Origin of the sequence: Halomonas urmiana (assembly GCF_005780185.1) — a bacterium.
GTDB lineage: Bacteria > Pseudomonadota > Gammaproteobacteria > Pseudomonadales > Halomonadaceae > Halomonas > Halomonas urmiana.
The window spans coordinates 24,353-41,981 of sequence record NZ_VBUI01000018.1 but is presented as its reverse complement, the minus strand read 5'-3'; the positions used below and the strand labels follow the sequence as shown (position 1 = coordinate 41,981).

General features: G+C 68.2%; 21 protein-coding genes and 1 pseudogene. 14 read left to right on the top strand and 8 right to left on the bottom strand.

Annotation, left to right across the window (positions count from 1 at the left end; all coding sequences use genetic code 11):
- Window positions 1-66: 66 nt before the first annotated feature.
- Entirely contained in the window at window positions 67-528 is a 462-nt protein-coding gene (locus FEI13_RS12325) for an SUF system Fe-S cluster assembly regulator (protein ID WP_138181819.1), read from the bottom strand.
- A gap of 231 nt (window positions 529-759) precedes the next feature.
- On the opposite strand from FEI13_RS12325, the gene FEI13_RS19090 reads away from it, so the two are divergent.
- The 3 genes from FEI13_RS19090 to FEI13_RS12315 all read left to right on the top strand — a co-directional run bounded on the left by FEI13_RS19090 (window position 760) and on the right by FEI13_RS12315 (window position 2,897).
- A complete protein-coding gene (locus tag FEI13_RS19090) occupies window positions 760-900 on the top strand; it encodes a hypothetical protein (RefSeq protein WP_158294543.1) in 141 nt (46 codons plus the stop codon).
- Window positions 901-963: 63 nt separating this feature from the next.
- The gene (locus tag FEI13_RS12320) at window positions 964-1,872 is read left to right on the top strand and encodes a complex I NDUFA9 subunit family protein (protein WP_138181818.1); all 909 of its coding nucleotides are present in this window, start codon (window positions 964-966) and stop codon (window positions 1,870-1,872) included.
- Between the two features lie 47 nt (window positions 1,873-1,919).
- Entirely contained in the window at window positions 1,920-2,897 is a 978-nt protein-coding gene (locus FEI13_RS12315) for a ribose-phosphate diphosphokinase (protein ID WP_193555737.1), read from the top strand.
- Between the two features lie 44 nt (window positions 2,898-2,941).
- Here the strand turns inward: FEI13_RS12315 and FEI13_RS12310 are convergent, their stop codons facing one another.
- Both FEI13_RS12310 and FEI13_RS12305 read right to left on the bottom strand, forming a co-directional pair.
- Complete coding sequence (locus FEI13_RS12310; protein ID WP_138181817.1) at window positions 2,942-3,994, bottom strand: hypothetical protein; 1,053 nt, start codon at window positions 3,992-3,994, stop codon at window positions 2,942-2,944.
- Window positions 3,995-4,025: 31 nt separating this feature from the next.
- Window positions 4,026-4,364 carry a zinc ribbon domain-containing protein YjdM gene (locus tag FEI13_RS12305; protein WP_138181816.1) on the bottom strand — a complete coding sequence of 113 codons (339 nt, stop codon included), beginning with the start codon at window positions 4,362-4,364 and terminating at the stop codon, window positions 4,026-4,028.
- A 171-nt stretch (window positions 4,365-4,535) separates the two neighbouring features.
- On the opposite strand from FEI13_RS12305, the gene FEI13_RS12300 reads away from it, so the two are divergent.
- The 3 genes from FEI13_RS12300 (at window position 4,536) to FEI13_RS19490 (ending at window position 6,430) form a co-directional block, all read left to right on the top strand.
- On the top strand, window positions 4,536-5,174 hold the full coding sequence (locus FEI13_RS12300) for a DsbA family oxidoreductase (protein WP_138181815.1): 639 nt from the start codon (window positions 4,536-4,538) through the stop codon (window positions 5,172-5,174).
- Window positions 5,175-5,264: 90 nt separating this feature from the next.
- Window positions 5,265-5,828: an arginase family protein gene (locus FEI13_RS19495; protein WP_240036509.1), complete on the top strand. Its 564-nt coding sequence runs from the start codon at window positions 5,265-5,267 to the stop codon at window positions 5,826-5,828.
- Complete coding sequence (locus FEI13_RS19490; RefSeq protein WP_240036508.1) at window positions 5,825-6,430, top strand: histone deacetylase family protein; 606 nt, start codon at window positions 5,825-5,827, stop codon at window positions 6,428-6,430. Before FEI13_RS19495 ends, FEI13_RS19490 begins: the two co-directional genes overlap by 4 nt.
- Window positions 6,431-6,441: 11 nt before the next feature.
- Here the strand turns inward: FEI13_RS19490 and FEI13_RS12290 are convergent, their stop codons facing one another.
- The 5 genes from FEI13_RS12290 to FEI13_RS12270 all read right to left on the bottom strand — a co-directional run bounded on the left by FEI13_RS12290 (window position 6,442) and on the right by FEI13_RS12270 (window position 10,150).
- Window positions 6,442-7,554, bottom strand: coding sequence for a CapA family protein (locus FEI13_RS12290; protein WP_138181814.1), 1,113 nt, complete (start codon window positions 7,552-7,554; stop codon window positions 6,442-6,444).
- A gap of 30 nt (window positions 7,555-7,584) precedes the next feature.
- A complete protein-coding gene (locus tag FEI13_RS12285; protein ID WP_138181813.1) occupies window positions 7,585-8,049 on the bottom strand; it encodes a host attachment protein in 465 nt (154 codons plus the stop codon).
- 65 nt (window positions 8,050-8,114) lie between these two features.
- Window positions 8,115-8,618 carry an Hsp20/alpha crystallin family protein gene (locus tag FEI13_RS12280; protein ID WP_138181812.1) on the bottom strand — a complete coding sequence of 168 codons (504 nt, stop codon included), beginning with the start codon at window positions 8,616-8,618 and terminating at the stop codon, window positions 8,115-8,117.
- A 186-nt stretch (window positions 8,619-8,804) separates the two neighbouring features.
- Window positions 8,805-9,242 carry a nucleoside deaminase gene (locus FEI13_RS12275; RefSeq protein WP_138181811.1) on the bottom strand — a complete coding sequence of 146 codons (438 nt, stop codon included), beginning with the start codon at window positions 9,240-9,242 and terminating at the stop codon, window positions 8,805-8,807.
- A 149-nt stretch (window positions 9,243-9,391) separates the two neighbouring features.
- Entirely contained in the window at window positions 9,392-10,150 is a 759-nt protein-coding gene (locus tag FEI13_RS12270; RefSeq protein WP_138181810.1) for a VIT1/CCC1 transporter family protein, read from the bottom strand.
- 139 nt (window positions 10,151-10,289) lie between these two features.
- On the opposite strand from FEI13_RS12270, the gene FEI13_RS12265 reads away from it, so the two are divergent.
- The 8 genes and pseudogenes from FEI13_RS12265 (at window position 10,290) to FEI13_RS12235 (ending at window position 17,626) form a co-directional block, all read left to right on the top strand.
- A complete protein-coding gene (locus FEI13_RS12265) occupies window positions 10,290-12,035 on the top strand; it encodes a M14 family metallopeptidase (RefSeq protein WP_138181809.1) in 1,746 nt (581 codons plus the stop codon).
- 56 nt (window positions 12,036-12,091) lie between these two features.
- On the top strand, window positions 12,092-12,541 hold the full coding sequence (locus tag FEI13_RS12260; RefSeq protein WP_138181808.1) for a GNAT family N-acetyltransferase: 450 nt from the start codon (window positions 12,092-12,094) through the stop codon (window positions 12,539-12,541).
- Between the two features lie 94 nt (window positions 12,542-12,635).
- Window positions 12,636-13,283 (top strand): annotated as a pseudogene (locus tag FEI13_RS19485) (permease); the annotation flags it as partial.
- 55 nt (window positions 13,284-13,338) lie between these two features.
- A complete protein-coding gene (locus tag FEI13_RS19480) occupies window positions 13,339-13,707 on the top strand; it encodes a hypothetical protein (protein ID WP_240036514.1) in 369 nt (122 codons plus the stop codon).
- 74 nt (window positions 13,708-13,781) lie between these two features.
- Entirely contained in the window at window positions 13,782-14,372 is a 591-nt protein-coding gene (locus FEI13_RS12250) for an NADPH-dependent FMN reductase (RefSeq protein WP_138181807.1), read from the top strand.
- 504 nt (window positions 14,373-14,876) lie between these two features.
- The gene (locus FEI13_RS12245) at window positions 14,877-15,116 is read left to right on the top strand and encodes a DUF192 domain-containing protein (RefSeq protein ID WP_138181806.1); all 240 of its coding nucleotides are present in this window, start codon (window positions 14,877-14,879) and stop codon (window positions 15,114-15,116) included.
- Between the two features lie 242 nt (window positions 15,117-15,358).
- Entirely contained in the window at window positions 15,359-16,321 is a 963-nt protein-coding gene (locus FEI13_RS12240) for a zinc metalloprotease HtpX (RefSeq protein WP_138181805.1), read from the top strand.
- Window positions 16,322-16,369: 48 nt separating this feature from the next.
- Complete coding sequence (locus FEI13_RS12235; protein ID WP_138181804.1) at window positions 16,370-17,626, top strand: M20/M25/M40 family metallo-hydrolase; 1,257 nt, start codon at window positions 16,370-16,372, stop codon at window positions 17,624-17,626.
- Window positions 17,627-17,629: the final 3 nt, after the last annotated feature.

The following is a 17,629-nucleotide window of genomic DNA, read 5'->3' as shown; positions in this document are numbered from 1 at the left end:
CTCCCCTCCCGGGCGGTTGGGTCGGCGAGCGCTGGCTCGCCTCGGGTAGTGAAATACTCGAGTGCGTCAGGCCTCGGCGGCCAGACTCACGCTCTGAATGGGCAGCTGCACCGGCAGCTTGATCGGATTGGTGTCGGCCAGGTGGGCCAGGGTGACGCTGTCGAGCAGGGTGCGGATGGCCAGCGAGACGCGCTGCCAGTTGTCCGCCACACCACAGGTGGCGGCCAGGTCACAAGCACCGCCGGCCTGGCTGCACTCGGTCATGGCCACGGGACCCTCGATGGCCGAGATGATATCGCTGGCGGTGATCCGGGAGGCCGGACGCGCCAGCGAGTAGCCACCCTGGGCGCCGCGTCGCGACTCCAGCAGCCCGGCGCGCACCAGCATCTTCAGCGTCTTGCTGACCGTGGGGTGCGGCAGCTGGACCGCTTCGGCGAGCTCCGCCGCGGCATGGGGCTGCTCGGGATGCCTGGCAATCTGCGCCATCACCACCGCCGCGTAGTCGGTCAGTCTGGAAAGCTTCAGCAAGGCCTGACTCCCCGGGGTTCGACCCCCTCGTGTTCGATTGGGGACCAGTTTAGTCCTGTATGAATTTGATGTGAAGCCCCGCAGCTCAGGAAGCGTCAGAACCGGCAGGATCGCGGCACGTTCGCCACCATTTGCCTAATAATGCCAATCATTCTCATCTAATGGACAGCCGATCTTCCCAGCGACGTGACGCCTCGGTAGCATGTCGCTAATCCCTTCGAGGCCGACACGATGACGATGTCCTTCATGTTGCTGATCGGTGTGGTGCTGGTGGTGCTTGCCGCCCTGCACTGGCTGGTGTTTCGCCTGGTCAAGCGGGCGATCATCCGCTCGGAAGCGAACCGGCAGGACGATGACCCGCGCCGAGAGTGAGCGACGCTGCCCCGCAGCCAGCGGCTCGCGACGTCACCATAGAAGACGACAGGAGAGATGATGATGCGCGAGGCTCCCGTAGTGGTCTTCGGCGGCACCGGCTTTCTCGGTGACGCCATCGTCCGGGAGCTGGTTGAAACCGGCCGGGCCGCGCGCATCGCCGCCCGCCACCCGGCGCTGCCCGCCTGGGCCGAGGAGGGCGACGTCATCGAGTTGGTCACCGCCGACCTGCGTGACGAGGCGAGCGTGACCGCGGCACTGGCGGGCGCCGGCGCCGTGGTCAACGCCGTCAGCCTCTACGTGGAGACCCGCGAGGCGAGCTTCGAGGCGATCCACGTCGCAGGGGCCGGCCAGCTGGCCCGCCTGGCTCGGGCGGCGGGCATCGCCCGGCTGGTGCAGGTCTCGGGTATCGGCGCCTCCCTCGACTCGCCCTCGACCTATGTGCGAGCCCGCGCCCGGGGCGAGGATGCGGTACTCGACGCCATGCCCAAGGCGATCATCGTGAGACCCAGCGTGCTATTCGGCCCCGGGGATGCCTTCCTCTCCGGCCTGGAGGGCCTGACCCGGCTACCGCTGATCCCGCTTTTCGGTCACGGCACGACCCGGCTACAGCCGGTACACGTGATGGACGTGGCGCGGGCTATCGCCACACTCACGGGTCGCTCTGCCACCGCAAGACGTCTCTTCGAGCTCGGCGGGCCCGAGGTACTGAGCTACCGGGAGATTCTCGAGACGCTGCTCACTCATCTGCACCGCGAGCGGCCGCTGGTGCCCATTCCCTTCCTCGCCTGGCGGCTGGTAGCGGCCCTGGCCACGTGGTTGCCCGGCCAGCCGCTGACCCGGGACCAGGTGATCCTGATGCAGACCGACAACGTCGCCGACGAGGATGTCGGAGGCTTCCGTGACCTGAAGATCCTGCCCCACTCGCTGCGCGAGAGCCTGCCGAATTGCCTGACACCCCACGATGCCTGATCCTTCATGCTCGTCAAGCAGAGGGCCCAGCGTCTATGTTGGGAGGCATGAAACTATTCTCTCTCAACGCCAGTAGGCCCTTTGGCGAAAAGGTGGCCCAGGCACTGGGCCACTCGCTTGCCGAACACGAGGAGCGCGACTTCGAGGACGGCGAGCACAAAGTGCGGCCGCTGGAAAGCGTGCGTGGTGAGGATGTCTATGTCCTGCAGAGCCTCAACGGCGCCCCGGAGCAAGGCGTCAACGAGCGGCTTTGCCGGCTACTCTTCTTCCTTGGCGCCGTCCACGATGCGGGAGCCCAGCGGGTCACCGCCGTCATTCCCTATATGGCCTATGCGCGCAAGGACCGCCGCACCAAGTCCCGTGACCCGCTGACCTCGCGCTATCTGGCCATGCTCCTCGAGGCCATGGGCATCGATGGCGTGATGACGCTCGATGTTCACAACCCCGCCGCCTTCCAGAACGCCTTCCGCTGCCCCACCCATACCCTCGATACGCGTCGCCTGTTTGCCGATTACATGCGCGAGCGCTGCGGCAACGGCAAGGTGGTGGTGGCCTCCCCCGACCCGGGCGGCGTCAAGCGGGCGCAGGGCTTCAAAGAGATGCTGGAACCCATGCTGGATCGCGAGATCGGCGCGGCCTACATGGAGAAGCGTCGCAGCGAGGGCAAGGTCAGCGGTACCCTGCTGACCGGCGAGGTCGAAGGCGCCACTGTGTTGGTCGTGGATGATCTGGTCAGCTCGGGGGGCACCCTGCTGCGTGCCGCCCAGGCCTGTCTGGACCGGGGCGCAAAGACGGTCGTCGGGCTGGCGGCACATGGGCTCTTCGTCGGCGATGCCAACCAGGTGGTTAGCGACCCGCAACTGACGAAGCTCATCGTGACCGATACCATCCCGCCGACCCGCCTCGACGCCGAGGTCGTCAGCCAACACCTCGAGGTGGTCAGCGCCGCTCCGCTCTTTGCCGAAGCAATCCGCCGCGTCCATGAGAATGGCTCACTTACCGAGCTGCTCGAAGGCCCCGCGTAAATGGCACGCCTCTACCGGCCTGAAAGGCCGGGAATCCAGGCAGATTAGGGCGCGTCCAGTTCACGGCAGGCCCGCTGCCCCAGAGCCAGGTAGTCCTCGGCCTGCGGCTCCCACTTGTCCGGCGTGCGCGGATCCGGCTCGAGCAGGTGAGCGAGGGACAAGCGAGCCCTGAGACAGGCACGATACGCCGTATAGAAAGCCAGCAACCGCCTGTCTGGCCAATCCAGTAGCGTCTGGGCGCACTCGTTGACCAGCAGCTCGCCAATCCAAGCGGCCCCGAGTCGGTCGCACTCAAGCCCCAGGAAGCTCAGTTCGTCGAAGGGGTCCACCAGCCGCAGAGGGCGACTGAATTCGAGGCAATCGATGACAACGGGGGGCTCGGAGAGGCAGACGTGCTCGGGGCGCAAATCACCATGTCCCTCGACGATTCGCCCCTGCCGGGCTCGCTCTCTCAGCAGGTCAGGCTCTTGGTCAACCAGACGATCGAGGCGGTCGAGCATCGGCGCCACGCCATCCCTCGCCAGCGAGAATCGCGCATCAGTGATGACCTCCCGATTCCTGTCGAGCTCACACTTGAAATGATCCAGGTAGGTCTCTACCGACATCTCAACCGGCTCCAGGCCCTGATAGAAGCTCGAGAGCCGCTCGGCGACCCGGGTGACCCCGGCCTTGGTGACGGTACCCTGCGACAGCGCCACATCCAGCATGAGATGCTCGGGCAGACGCTTCATCACGACCAGCCAGTCGACCACCTCTCCCTCGCCATTGAGCGCCAGCCTGCCCTCGGAATCCAGCCTCAACGATGCCACGCCCAGGTAGACCTCCGGTGCCAGGCGACGGTTGAGCCGAACCTCCTCATGGCAGAGAAACTCGCGGTCGCGAAGAACATGGCAGTCGCGGTGATTGTACTCGACGGGCTTCTTGAGCTTGTAGACTCGGTCTTCAGTCAGGAAGACCCAGGCCATGTGGGTCTCCTTGACATCGACCTCCCCCTCGAAACCGGTGTAAGCCTGGGGACTCGACAGGAACGCGACCTTGCCCCGAAGTGAGATGTCGTTTGTGGCCGCGGCTGAGTTGCGGGATGAATCCTTGGCCATGAGTGCTCTCTCCCAATGTGGCGAGGGGGTATTACACCTTCTTGACGAACCCGGACTTGAGCTTCATCGGCCCGATGCCGTCGATCTTGCAGTCGATGTCGTGATCACCCTCGACCAGGCGGATGTTCTTGACCTTGGTGCCGACCTTCACCACCGAGGAGGAGCCCTTGATCTTGAGGTCCTTGATCACTGTTACGGTGTCTCCGTCGGTCAGCGGGTTGCCATTGGCATCGCGGATCACCGCCTCGTCCTCGCTCGCCGCTGCGGCGTCCTTCGACCACTCGTGGCCGCACTCCGGGCAGACGTACTGCATGCCGTCGTCGTAGGTGAACTCGGAGCCGCACTCGGGGCAGTTGGGCAGATCGCTCATCGAAGATGTCCTGTGCATGGAGAGAAAGGCAGCAAGCCTACACCCGGCGCCCGCGCCGCTCCAGTCGACACCTTGCTGCGGGGCCCGAGCGACGATCCCCTTGAACCTGAGCTCAGCATCCCGCTCGCTGTTACCCTATTGGGCCTTGCCACATCGCCATAGGGGACCCCCATGACCCGGCCGCGGATCACCCTCGATGTCTTCAGCGACTATGTCTGTCCATTCTGCTACCTGGAGGCGCCGGAACTCGATGCCCTGGCCGAGCGCTTCGGGGGCGAGGTGACGATCCGCTGGCGCGCCTTCGAGCTGCGCCCCGCACCGGAGCCGACCCTCACCCCCGATGGCGACTACCTGCACGATGTCTGGGAACGCGCAGTCTATCCCATGGCCGCGGAGCGCGGCATGACCCTGCGCCTGCCCCGCCGCCAGCCCCGTTCGCGGCTGGCCCACGAGGCCAGTGCCTGGGCCCGCACGCAGGAGGCCATCCGATCCGGGGCCGACGGCGCCATGCGCAGGGCGCTGTTCCGTGGCTTCTTCGAGGAGAGCCTGGACCTGGCCGCCCCCGAGGCACTGGTCCAGGTGGCGCAGACGCTCGAGCTGGATGGCCAGGCCCTGCGCCAGGCCCTGGCGCAGGGCGAGTTTCGCCAGGAGGTACGGATCGACCAGCAGACCGCCCGGGAGCTCGGCATCGGCGGGGTGCCGGGCCTGCGCTTCTCGCTGGACGGCGAGCACGCCGGCGTGCTCGAGGGCGCCCAGCCGCGCCGCCAGCTGTTCTTGGCGGTGGAACGCCTGCGCGATGCCATGCGCTGATGTGACGGGCCATTCTCCCCCCACGGTGATCCCCCTGATATGCTGTTGCCGGGTCTGGCCCGTATGCTGCGCACAACAGGGAGCCTTGCTGTGGCCGAACAGAACAGCGTGATCGCCTTCTATGACGAGCGGATGCTGGCCCATGAGCCGAATATCGAGGTGCCCTTCCTGCCGGGTCGCATGGACAAGCGAGTCCGCTCATTGCTGTCGGGTCTGGGCGTACCCTGGAAGTATCCCGAACACCCCGCCCGGCTCACCGCCATCCGTCACCTGCTGGACCTCGAGCCGATCCCCGGGGTGACCTTCGAGAGGGGCATGCCGGCCACTCGCGAGCAGCTGGGGCGTGTCCACACCAACTCCTACCTGAACAGCATCTACCAGCTGCGCGGCAAGAGCGCCTGGCTGGACGTGGATACCACGGCCGTATCCCCCGGCAGCGTCGATGCCGCCGAGGTGGCCGCCGGCACGTCGATCGCCGCCGTGGAAGCGGTGATCGAGGGGCGCACCGAGAGCAGCTTCGCGCTGGTCAGGCCCCCCGGACACCATGCCGAACCGGTGCGCGCCCGCGGCTTCTGCCTGTTCAACAACGTGGCGGTGGCGGCGGCCCATGCGCGGCCCATGCGCGGGCCGTACTCGGCTGTCAGCGGGTCATGATCATCGATTGGGATGCCCATCACGGCAATGGTACCCAGGACATCTTCTGGGCCGACCCGGATGTGCTGTTCTTCGATATCCACCGAGCCTCCCCCTTCTATCCCGGCACGGGGAGCCTCGAGGAGGTCGGGGTGGGCCTCGGGGATGGCGCCATCATCAATGTCCCCCTGCCTGCCGATACCGGCGACGCCGCCTATCTCAAGGCCTTCCACGAGATCCTGGTCCCGGCGGCCGAGTGGTTCCGACCCGACCTGATCCTGGTCTCGGCAGGGTTCGATCCCCACAGCCATGACCTGGCGCTGAATGTCTCCTATGACGGCTTTGCCGCCATGACCGGCATCCTGCAGGGACTGGCACGCCGGCAGTGCGGGGGCAGGCTGGTCTTCGTGCTGGAGGGCGGTTACAACCTGATATCGCTGTCGCGCGGCGTCAGGTCGGTGCTGAAGGTGCTGGCCGGCGACGAACCACCGGAACCCGGCTTGCGCGGCCTCGCCGAGGTGGAAGCCGCGGCGGCCTTCCATCGCAGTGCCTTCGTCGCCGAAGAGGATACGCCGAGCACTCCAACCGACGCCGGTCCGGACGGGCCATCAGGCACCCCATGAGTTGAGCGGCATCACTGCTCGCCTTGCCACTCGAGCACCAGCCGGTCTGGGCCATCGCGGCGTACCCGGGTGCCGAGCGGCTTTCCCTCACGGTTCAGCATCCGGTACAGCCACTCGGCCTCCTCGCGGGGGGCTCGCTCGAGACGGAAATGGCGGCGCTGCAGGGGCACCATGACCAGCCGTTCCAGGCGGCCGTCCGTGGGGCAAAGGGTCGGGAAGTAGAGCAGGGCCAGGTCGTCGCGGAAGGCCTCGTGGCCGGTGATGCCCTCGTAGTCGTTGATCAGGTCACCGCAGCCGTAGAGGATCAGCCTGCCACGATACACCTCGATGCCCAGCGGATGGTGGGAGGAGTGGCCCCAGACCAGGTCCACGCCGGCCTCGTCGATCAGGCGGTGGGCGAACGCCCGGTGCGCATCGGGGATCGCGTAGCCCCAGTTGCCGCCCCAGTGCAGCGAGACCAGGGCCAGTTCGCCAGGCTCGCGCCCCCGGGCGACGTCCGCGGCAATGGCCGACACGGCGGCGGACGAGAGGTCGGCGAGCACGTTGACCCCGGGGCTGCCGTTACTGGCCGCCCAGTCGAGGGGCACGCCGCTGCTGGGCAGCCCGAAGGCCAGCAGCCGCACCCTCCCGCCGAGGACCTCGAAGCGTGCCGGGCCCCTCGCCTGCTGCCGGTCCAGGCCGGCACCGGCCGTGGCATAGCAGGCCTCCCCGAGCACAGTCAGCGTCTCGCATAGCCCGCGCCGTCCCCAGTCCAGCACGTGGTTGTTGGCCAGCACGCAGGCATCCACTCCCGCCGCGGCAAGCACCGGCAGGTTGGCGGGATGCATGCGGTACTGGATCCCCTTGGGCTCGGCATCGTCGCTGGTGGTGACCGACGTCTCGAGGTTGATCAGGCGCAGGTCGGGCGCCTGGCGCTCGAGCCACGTCAGGGCGTCGCCCCAGATGTAGGCGAAGTCGACGGGATGCGGGATGGGGCCGGTCACTCGCTCGGCCAGCCGGACATAGTCGATGGCCGAGGTCATGCAGGACTCGAAGATCCGGGGGTCGCCGGGATGCGGCAGGACCTGGTCGATGCCGCGGCCGGTCATCACGTCGCCGGTCAGCCAGAGGGTCACGCCGGCCATCGTCTCCCTCCCCGATCCGGGTCCCGGCCCCTACCCCTGCGAGGAGAGAGGCTCCCGGGGTAGCCGCTCCGGCAGGTGGGCCCGGATCTCGTCGCGGCTCAGGGCGGTGAGGTCCTTGTGCAGTTCGAGCACGATGCACGTCGCGACAGCCTCGGGCAGCGTCTCGCGCAGCAGCCCCAGGAAGCGCGGCGTGGCACTGATGATCAGGTGCCGGAAGGCACCGTCGTGCAGGCCGGTGGCCAGGCGCTCCCCCACCTCATGGGCGAAGCGGATCGCCTCCTGCTCCTTGGGCGAATGGTGCTTGCCCATGGCATGGCGCCCCTCGCCCATGGAGTCGAAGGCGCGCCCCGGGCTGTCGGCATTCAGGTCCCGGTCATGCAGGCGGCCCTCGGGATTGGCCAGGTCTTCCACCTCCTCCAGCGGCCCTCTCGGATCGGACGCCGAGAAGAGCCGTGCCCGTGCCTGATCGGCGACCACTACCCAGGTAGTGTCCATGTCGTTCCCTCACGCGAGGGGAGCCGGCAGGCCGGGCGTCCCGGTCTGCCGATCTTCCCGGATGGTTACTTGATCTCGACCTTGCGGCGGTTGGCCTGCTTGAGCTTGGGCAGCGTCAGCTCGAGGACGCCGTTCTTGAAGCTGGCGGCCGCCTTGTCGGCATCGATCTCGCTGGGCAGGGCCACAGTCCGGGTGAAGGAGCCGTGGGAGATCTCGGAGTGGAAGTAGTCGCCCTCTTCCTCCTTGCTCTCCTCGCGGTGGTCGCCCTTGATGGTCACCGCGCCGTCGGTCACCGAGACGTCGAGCTCCTCGCGCTCGAAGCCCGGAACCTCGGCGCGCACCACCACCTCGGTATCCCGATCGATGACGTCGACCTTCGGCATGCCCTTCTCGAAGGCGGCAAAGCGCTGCCAGAGGGGATGCTCCCAGCGCGAGGGCATCCCACCGCGATCAAAGAAACTATCAAGCATCCGATCGAACTCCCGGAACGGGCTCATCGCCCGGGACTCCGATGGCTGGGAAGACTTCTCGGTCGAGACCGGGACATCCTTGGACGCTTTCTTGGCCATGTCGATGACTCCTCGAATGCAGATCAGGAATGGCGAAACCCATGGGAACTGGAGGGACCGGACACCGAGGGGCACCGGTTATCGTTCCCCGAGTAGGCCCGCCTCATCCTCAAAGGTAGTCCAGCCCTGCCCGGCCGACTTGACCCAGATCAGTAGGGTTTTCATCATGCCCTGACGCTACAGGCGCTACTCGCCGATGTCCTCGTGCCACAGTTCGGGCGAGGCGGCGATGAAGCCCCCCATCAGCGCGATGCACTCAGGATCCTGGAGCACCTCCACCTCGACGCCACGCGCCTTCAGCAGGGCCTCCTCGCCCAGGAAGGTGCGGTTCTCGCCGATCACCACCTTCGGAATGCCGTAGAGCAGGATGGCACCGCTGCACATCGGGCAAGGCGAGAGGGTGGTGTAGAGGATGCTCTCGCGGTAGGTCTCGGCCGGATGGCGCCCGGCGTTCTCCAGGGCATCCATCTCGCCGTGCAGCACCGCGCTGCCCAGCTGCACGCGACGATTGTGGCCGCGGCCGATGACCACTCCGCGGTGCACCAGCACCGAGCCGATGGGGATGCCGCCCTCCTCGAGGCCATGGCGGGCCTCCTCGAGCGCGGCCTGCATGAAGCGATCCATTCGTTGACTCCCTGGCGTGACGGTGCCCCCAGCCTACGCCGCCCTGGCCCGAGCAGGCCAGCAGCCAGGCCAACCGGATCACGCTCACCCCCGCGGGCGGGTAAGAGACCCGGTTGGCAAGTGCCAGGAGTCAAGGCGGGCGGGACGGCCTACAGCCCCACGCCGAACAGCGCCTGCGCCAGGTGGCCGGTGAGGTAGGCCAGCCCCGCCGCGGCCCCGCCGATCAGCAGGGTTCGCAGCCCCGACCTCAGCACCGGCTGATGGTAGACCAGGCTCTTGCCCATGCCGATCAGGAAGAACATCAGCCCGGCCACCGCCAGGCTCGCCAGGAACTGCCGAGTGGTATCAAGCCCAGGGATCGCATAGGGCAGCAGCGGCATGGCGCCCACCACCAGGAAGGCGAGGAAGGTGGCCAGCGCCGAGCGCAGCGGGCTCAGCCCCACGGTCTGCAGGCCGTGCTCCTCGGAGACCATGGTCTCCACCCACACCTCGCGATCGCTGCAGATGGTCTCCACCACCCGTTCCAGGGTCTCGCCGGCGAACCCCTTGCGCTGGAAGATCTGGCGGATCTCCTCGCGCTCGCCCTCCGGCACCGCGTCGATATGGTGGTTCTCGCTGCGGCGCACCCCGTCGACATGCTCGCGCTGGGCCTGGATCGCCTCGTAGTTGCTGACCGCCATGCTGAAGCCGTCGGCGAGCAGGTTGGCGACCCCCAGCACCAGCGCCACCGTGGACGAGAACCCCGCGCCGAAGGCCCCGGAGACCACCGCGAAGGTGGTCACGCAGCCGTCGATGCCGCCGAGGATGGCATCGGGCAGGTGCCGGAGCCGGGAGGGGGCGCGCAGCCGCCGCTCGATCACCTCCGGGCGATGCTCGTGCTCCAGCGCCTCGCGCCGCCGATCGTTCATGGAGCCTCCCGTCGATGCATGATTGATCCTGGCTCCAGCTTGGCACAGCCGGCCAGGCTCGGGTAAGGCGCGCCAGCGACGCCCCTCCCCCGAGGATGCACCATACTGACAGCGCAACACGGCACGGCGAGGCATCGGCATGACTCAAGACACACTCAACGGCCCCTTCCGCCACCGCTACCTGAGCCACGCGGCGCTGACCCGCCAGCTCGAGACCTGGGCCCGGGACCACCCGCAGCTGGCCCGGCTGGAGAGCCTCGGCACCAGCCCCGAGGGACGCGAGCTGTGGGTGCTGACCCTCGGCCCCGAGCCCGACCGGCAGCGCCCCGCGGTCTGGGTGGACGGCAACATGCATGGCACCGAGCTGGCCGGGTCCAGCGTCGCGCTGGCCGTGGCGGAGATGGTCCTGGCCCTGCACCTGGACCCCGAATTGCTTCCCGGGGGATGGCCCGAGCATCAGTGCCGAGAGCTGCGCGAGGTGCTGTTCTACATCTGCCCGCGCCTCTCGCCGGACGGTGCCGAACAGGTACTGCGCCAGGGTGGCTTCGTGCGCTCCGCGCCGCGGCGCACCGCCGGCAGTCCCGACCGCCCCCGCTGGCGCGCCGAGAACCTAGAGGGCGACGGCCGCTGCCGCTACCTGCGCCGCCACGACGCGGCGGGCGACTTCGTCGCCTCCCCCGACCATCCCGGGCTGATGCTGCCGCGCCGGGTGGAGGATCCGCCGCCCTACTGGCGGCTCTACCCCGAGGGGGTGATCGAGCACTGGGACGGCGAGACGATCCCCGAGCCCGACTGGCTGGCCGACACCCCGGACTTCAACCGCAACTTCCCCTGGGGCTGGTGGCCCGAACCTGAGCAGGTCGGCGCCGGCCACTACCCCGGTGACGCGCCCGAGACCCGGGCCGTCATCGACTTCGCCCTCGCCCACCCAAACCTCTACGCCTGGCTCAACCTGCACACCTTCGGCGGCGTCTTCATCCGTCCGCTGGTCGATGCCCCGGACAGCCGCATGGACCCGCAGGACCTCGCGCTCTACCGTCAGCTGGCCGCTTGGGGCCAGTCGCTCGCCGGCTATCCCACCGTGAGCAGCTACGAGGAATTCAGCTACCAGCCCGAGACCCCGCTGCATGGCGACCTCATCGAGTTCGCCTATCACCAGCGCGGCTGCGTGGCCCAGGTCTGCGAGCTCTGGGACCTATTCCAGCGCCTCGGCCTACCCCGTCCCGAGCGCTTCATCGACCACTACACCGCCTTGGACCGCGAGCAGTTGGAGCGGCTGGCGCAATGGGACCGGATCAGCAATGGCCAGCGGCTGTTCGGTGCCTGGCGACCGCTGACGCATCCCCAGCTGGGCGAGGTGGAAATCGGCGGGCTGGACGCAAACCTCGGCATCTGGAACCCGCCGCCGGAGATCCTGCCGTCGATCTGTGACGGCCTGGCGGTCTACTGGCTACAGGTCGCCTCGATGATGCCGCGGCTGGTGATCGAGGCGGTGCACTGCACGCCGCTGGCCGAGGGCGTCCATGCGCTGGACGTGACGGTGGCCAACCATGGCTACCTGCCGAGTTATGGCGTCCAGGCTGCCCGAGCGCGCCCCTGGAACAGCGGCGTGGAGGCCGAGGCCACCACCAGGGGCTGCCGGCTGCATGAACCCGACCGGGCCCGCCGGGTGCTGGGCCACCTGGACGGCTGGGGCCGCGGCCTCGGTGACGCCGCCCAGATGCCCTGGTTCCAGCGCTCCCAAGGCAACAGCCACCAGGCCCGTGTATGCTGGGTAATCCTGGGCGAGGGCGAGGTGACCGTGCGGGTCGCCAGCCCGCGGCTGGGTGAGGTGCACCGGACAATCCCGATACCCGGGAAGTCCAGTACACCGGGCCCCAACTGAGCGGCCGCGACGCCGCTGCCCAGGCAACGGGGGTGCCCCCGGAGGGAGGAGAGGCGATGGACATCTCGCTGAAGGACGTCACCCGCGAGAACTTCGAGGCCGTCATCGCGCTGGAAGTCGCGTCATCACAGCGTGACTATGTCGCTGACAACCTCTATTCCATTGCCGAATCGAGCTTGCACCCCACCTACCGGCCTCGCGCCATCTATTGCGACGGCGAGGTGGTCGGCTTTCTCATGTACGAATCCTTCGCCCACGACGACCGGCCGCCGGCCTACAACATCTTCCGTCTCATGGTCGACCGACACCACCAGGGCAGAGGCATCGGGTACGGGGCCATGCAGTGCGTGCTGGACGAGATCCGGGCACAGGGCCCCTTCGAGCGGATCGCGATCTGCTATGTGGCCACCAACCTGGTCGCCCGGGACTTCTATGCCAGCCTCGGCTTCCAGGAGACGGGGCTCAGCGAGGAGACCGGCGAGGTCATCGCCGAGATCCAGGGGTGACGAGCGGCGCATCCTTCACGCCCGGTGTGCGCCACGCTTGACGGACGGCTGCCCGCCGCCCCCAGAATAGGGTATTCCCCCGAGGAGCCCGCCCATGCCCTTGCTGAACGCCATCCTGGCCGTCGCCCTCTCCGCCGCCCCCTGGCTGCTGCTGGGGCTGGTGATGGCCGGGCTGATCAAGGCGCTGGTCTCCGAGGCCCTGCTGCAGCGCTGGGTCGGCGGCCAGGGGCTGGGCAGCATCGCCAGGGCGGCGGTGATCGGCGCCCCCCTGCCGCTCTGCTCCTGCGGGGCCATTCCCACGGCACTGGCCATGTATCGCGGCGGAGCCTCACGCGGCCCGGCCACCGCCTTCCTGATCGGCACCCCGGGCATCGGCGTGGATTCCCTGGCCATTACCTATGCCCTGCTCGGCCCCTTCATGGCCATAGCCCGGGCGACCAGCGCCGTGCTCACCGCCATCGTCACCGGCCTGCTGGTAGGCCGTACCGTGCCGACGGACATGCCGACGAGTGTGCCAGCCGACGTCGAGCCCGAGGCGGAGGATAGCTGCGGGAGCTGCTGCGCCAGCGGCTGCGGCGATGCGCGGGATACGCCTGCCGAGAGCGCCGCGCCGCGGCTCGCCAGCCGACTGGCCGACGGGCTGCACTACGCCTTCACCGACATCCTCGACGACATCAGCCTCTGGCTGCTGGTGGGCCTGCTGGTCGCCGGGGCCCTGATCGCCCTGGTGCCACCACAGCAGCTGGCCGCCCTGGGCAGCGGCCTGGGGGCCATGCTGGTCATGGCAGTGATCGGGCATGTGCGCCACCGCCGCCACCCCCATCGCCGCCGGTCTGCTGCTGGCCGGCGTCTCGCCCGGCACCGTGCTGGTCTTCCTGATCGCCGCGCCGGTCACCAGCCTGGCCACCCTCAGGGTCTTCCGCCGCGAGATGGGCAACCGGGCCCTGGTGGCCTATCTCGCCGGCATCCTGGCAAGCGCGGTGCTGCTGGGACTGGGCGTGGATGCGGTGACAAGCTGGTGGCAGCTCGACATCGCCCGTCAGATCGAGGCAGTGAACGAACTGCTGCCGGCCTGGGTCGAGTGGGTAGGGCTAGTGGTGTTGGTCGGGCTGGCGGTAAAACCGCTGCGCCGCACCCTTGCCGGCCACCTGCCCCACCACGCCTGATCCCGGCGACCCGGCAGGCGGCACCAGCACCGACATTTCCCTGCCGGAGAACGGTCGACCCCGAAGGAGCCTACATGACGGATCGCCAGCCTCACCCCCGCATCCTGGTCTTTGCCGGCAGCAGCCGCGCCGGCTCCTACAACAAGGCGCTGGCGCGCCTGGCCGCCGAGCGCATCGAGCACCTGGGCGGACGCCCCACCTTCATCGACCTGCGCGACCACCCCATGCCGCTCTATGACGGCGACCTGGAGGCCGAGCAGGGCCTGCCCGAGAACGCCCTGGTACTCCGCCGCGGCCTGGCCGAGCACGATGGCCTGCTGATTGCCTCGCCGGAGTACAATGGCTTCATTACCCCACTGCTCAAGAACACCATCGACTGGCTGACTCGCCCTCATGAGGGCGAGAGCGGCCTGGACCTCTTCGCGGGCAAGCTGGCCGGCGTGGTCTCCGCGTCACCGGGAGGACTCGGCGGCCTGCGCAGCCTGTCGCTGACCCGCCAGTTGCTCACCAACATCGGCGTGACCGTGCTGCCCGACCAGCTCGCCGTGGCAAGGGCCGCGCAGGCCTTCGACGATCAGGGTCGGCTCGGCAACGACAAACAGCAGCAGACACTCGACGCCCTCTGCCAGCGGCTGGTCGACACCCTGCACCGACTGAGGGGCTGAACGAACGGCCTGAACAAGAGTGCCGATTCGAAGACTCACCCGAGGCGCTGAGCGGCCATCTCGGATCAGCGCTCATCACGAATCCGGCGCCCTAGCCTTATCATGACAGGGGCCGATGGACTCGCTGCGAAGGGCAGCCAAACGCCTGATTTTCTCCGGTCAAGCGGCGCTTTCAGGCGCCTTCGTGCCGCGCAGCGAGCGCCGAGCACTATACTGATAGAGCCAGCGCCAAGGCGCCCGCGACGGCGACCCGAAGGTCAGCGCAAAGAACCTCGGCTGATGTGTGAGTCAGACCCTTCTTCTTCCCGCGCCCCTCTCTAGCTCAGCACGCCTTGACGACCGGCACCCCCGGTGTCCGCCATGGCACGGCCGCCGTCGACCGGCGATCCCTGCGATCCCTGCGATCCCTGCGATCCCTGCGATGATGGACACTTACGGGTCGGCCCGATAGTTGGCGCCCGACCGACCCGACAGCGTCAGCGCCACGACACGACGAGGCGTCCCATGAAACTCACGACACTGACGGCCATCCTGTTGATCAGCCTGGGCTCCGTGAGTGCTTCCCTGGCGAGTGATTCGACGTATCTACAAGAGCGCACTGCGCGCCTGCATCAGGAGATCGCCGACACGCGCCAGGCGAGGGGCCAAGGGATGATGGGTACCGAACGCATCCAGTCCCGGGAACTCCAGCAGACCTTCCAGAGGGGCCAGCAACTCCGCCAGCAGGAGCGCTGGTGGAAGTAATGTCGGCAGCCACGTAGTCCCCTGTCTCGCTGACCCATGACCGAACACTGACGCCAGGGAGGGTCACGCCGGTCACGACCACCCGTTCGATACGGCTTCTATCGAGACACTCTGCCACTCCCCCGACCCAGGCCAGGCCCCGCGAGGGGCGTGGCCTGCCTGCGCAAACGTCTGCCATGACAGCGTCGCCTCGACGATGGATACTGAGCGTATCGTCCACCATCCGCAGGTCACCGAGCCTCATGACGACCGAGACACCGCGACGCGGGCGCAGCCGCCTGAAGAACGGCCTGCAGACCCTGCTGATCATGGCGGGCCTGGCCCTGGTGTTGGCCGTGCCCGGCTACCTGCTGGCCGGCGGGCTCGGCATCGTCATGAGCCTGGGGGTCGTGGTGGCCGGAGCCTTCGCCGGCAGCTGGGTGCCGGCGCGGGTCATCCTCGCCGATGCCGGGGCCGGTCTGCTCGATCGCCATCAGGCACCCTCGCTCTACCGGCTGCTCGATACGCTCTACCAACGCGCCGGCCTCACACGGCCCCCGCAGCTCTTCTACGCGCCCTCGCCCGAGCTCAACGCCTTCGCCGTGGGGACCCGCCACGACGGCGGCATCGCCGTCACCGAGGGCCTGCTACGCACCCTGACGCTGCGCGAGCTGGCCGGCGTGCTGGCCCACGAGGTGAGCCACCTGCGCCATGGCGATACCCGGGTGATGTCCATGGCCGCGGCCATGACCCGCCTGACCCTCTGGCTGACCACGGTGCTGCAGCTCGGCCTACTGCTGCTAGTGCCGCTGATCCTGGCCGGCGAGCTCCGCCTGCCCTGGAGCCTGCTGCTGGTGGTGGCCTTCGCCCCCAGCCTGAGCACCCTGCTCCAGCTGGCCCTCTCCCGCAACCGCGAGTACACCGCCGACCTGGACGCCGTGGCCCTGACAGGCGACCCTGAGGGGCTGGCCTCGGCGCTGGCCGTGCTGGAACGCCACCACGGCCGCTGGCTGGCCGCGCTGTTCGGCCGCCATCCGCCCGCGGGGCCCGACTGGCTGCGCACCCACCCGCCGACGGAGGAGCGCATCCGCCGGCTGATGGGCGTCGAGGCGACAAGGGACACCTCCCTGCATGACCATCACGACGACAATCACCACGCGCCACCGGAAATCCTCGAGCGCCCGGGGGCCATGGGCCGGCGCTACTGGATACGCCGCCGGCGCTGAGGCGCTCGCCCCCTCCCCCACTTTCCTGAACGAGCAAGAGAGACCGCCATGAGCGATACGCAAAAGCCCTGGAACAGCCCCATGCCCGAGCCGCAGTTCGACCTGATGCGGCGCATCCTCGCCGCCCCCAGCCCGGTGGGGCTCGAGGCCGCCATGACCTACGGCGTGCTCAAGCCCCACTTCGAGGGCTTCGCCCCGGATAGCTGGCAGCTGCACCAGTTCAAGGGCCACGCCGGCGTGGTGCTGGACACCCATCCGGGCCGCGACGACCTCTTCAAGGTGATGATCATCGGCCATGCCGACAAGATCCGCATGCAGGTGCGCTCCATCGGCGAGGACGGCAAGATCTGGATCAACAGCGACTCCTTCCTGCCCAACGTGGTGATCGGCCACGAGGTCACGCTGTTCAGCGAGGACCCCGAGGCGCCCGGCAGCTACCGGCGCATCGAGGGCGGCACCGTGGAGGCGCTGGGCGCCATCCACTTCTCCGACCCGGCGCAGCGTTCCGGCGAGAAGGGCATCAAGAAGGAGCAGCTCTACCTCGAGTTGCAGATCCACGGCGAGAACAAGAAGCAGCAGGTGGAGAACCTGGGCGTGCGGCCCGGGGATTCGATCCTCCTCGACCGGCCCATCCGCCACGGCTTCAGCCCGGACACCTTCTACGGCGCCTACCTGGACAACGGCCTGGGCTGTTTCGTCACCGCCGAGGTGGCGAGGCTGATCGCCGAGGCGGGCGGCACCGAGAAGGTGCGGGTGATGTTCGCCATCGCCAGCTACGAGGAGATCGGCCGCTTCGGCAGCCGGGTGCTGGCCGGTGAGCTCGAGCCCGACGCCATCATCGCCGTGGACGTCAACCACGACTACGTGGCCGCCCCCGGCATCGGCGACCGGCGCATGCAGCCGCTGGAGATGGGCAAGGGCTTCACCATGTCGGTGGGCGCCATCGCCAGCGAGCAGCTCAACCGGATCATCGAGACCACCGCCCGGGAACAGGGCATCCCCATGCAGCGTGACATCGTCGGCGTGGATACCGGCACCGACGGCATGGCCGGGGTGCTCGCCGCCGTGGACTGCGTGGCGACCTCCATCGGCTTCCCGATTCGCAACATGCACACCATCTCCGAGACCGGCTATACCCGGGACGTGCTGGCGGCGATTCACGCCATCACCCATACCGTGCAGGCGCTGGACGCCCTGCCGGACCCGCACCGCGAGTTCCTCGACCACCATCCGCGCCTGGATCATGCCGGGGCATTGGGTCACCAAGGAAGTGACAAGCCCGAAACGGGGCAGGACAAACAGTAGGCC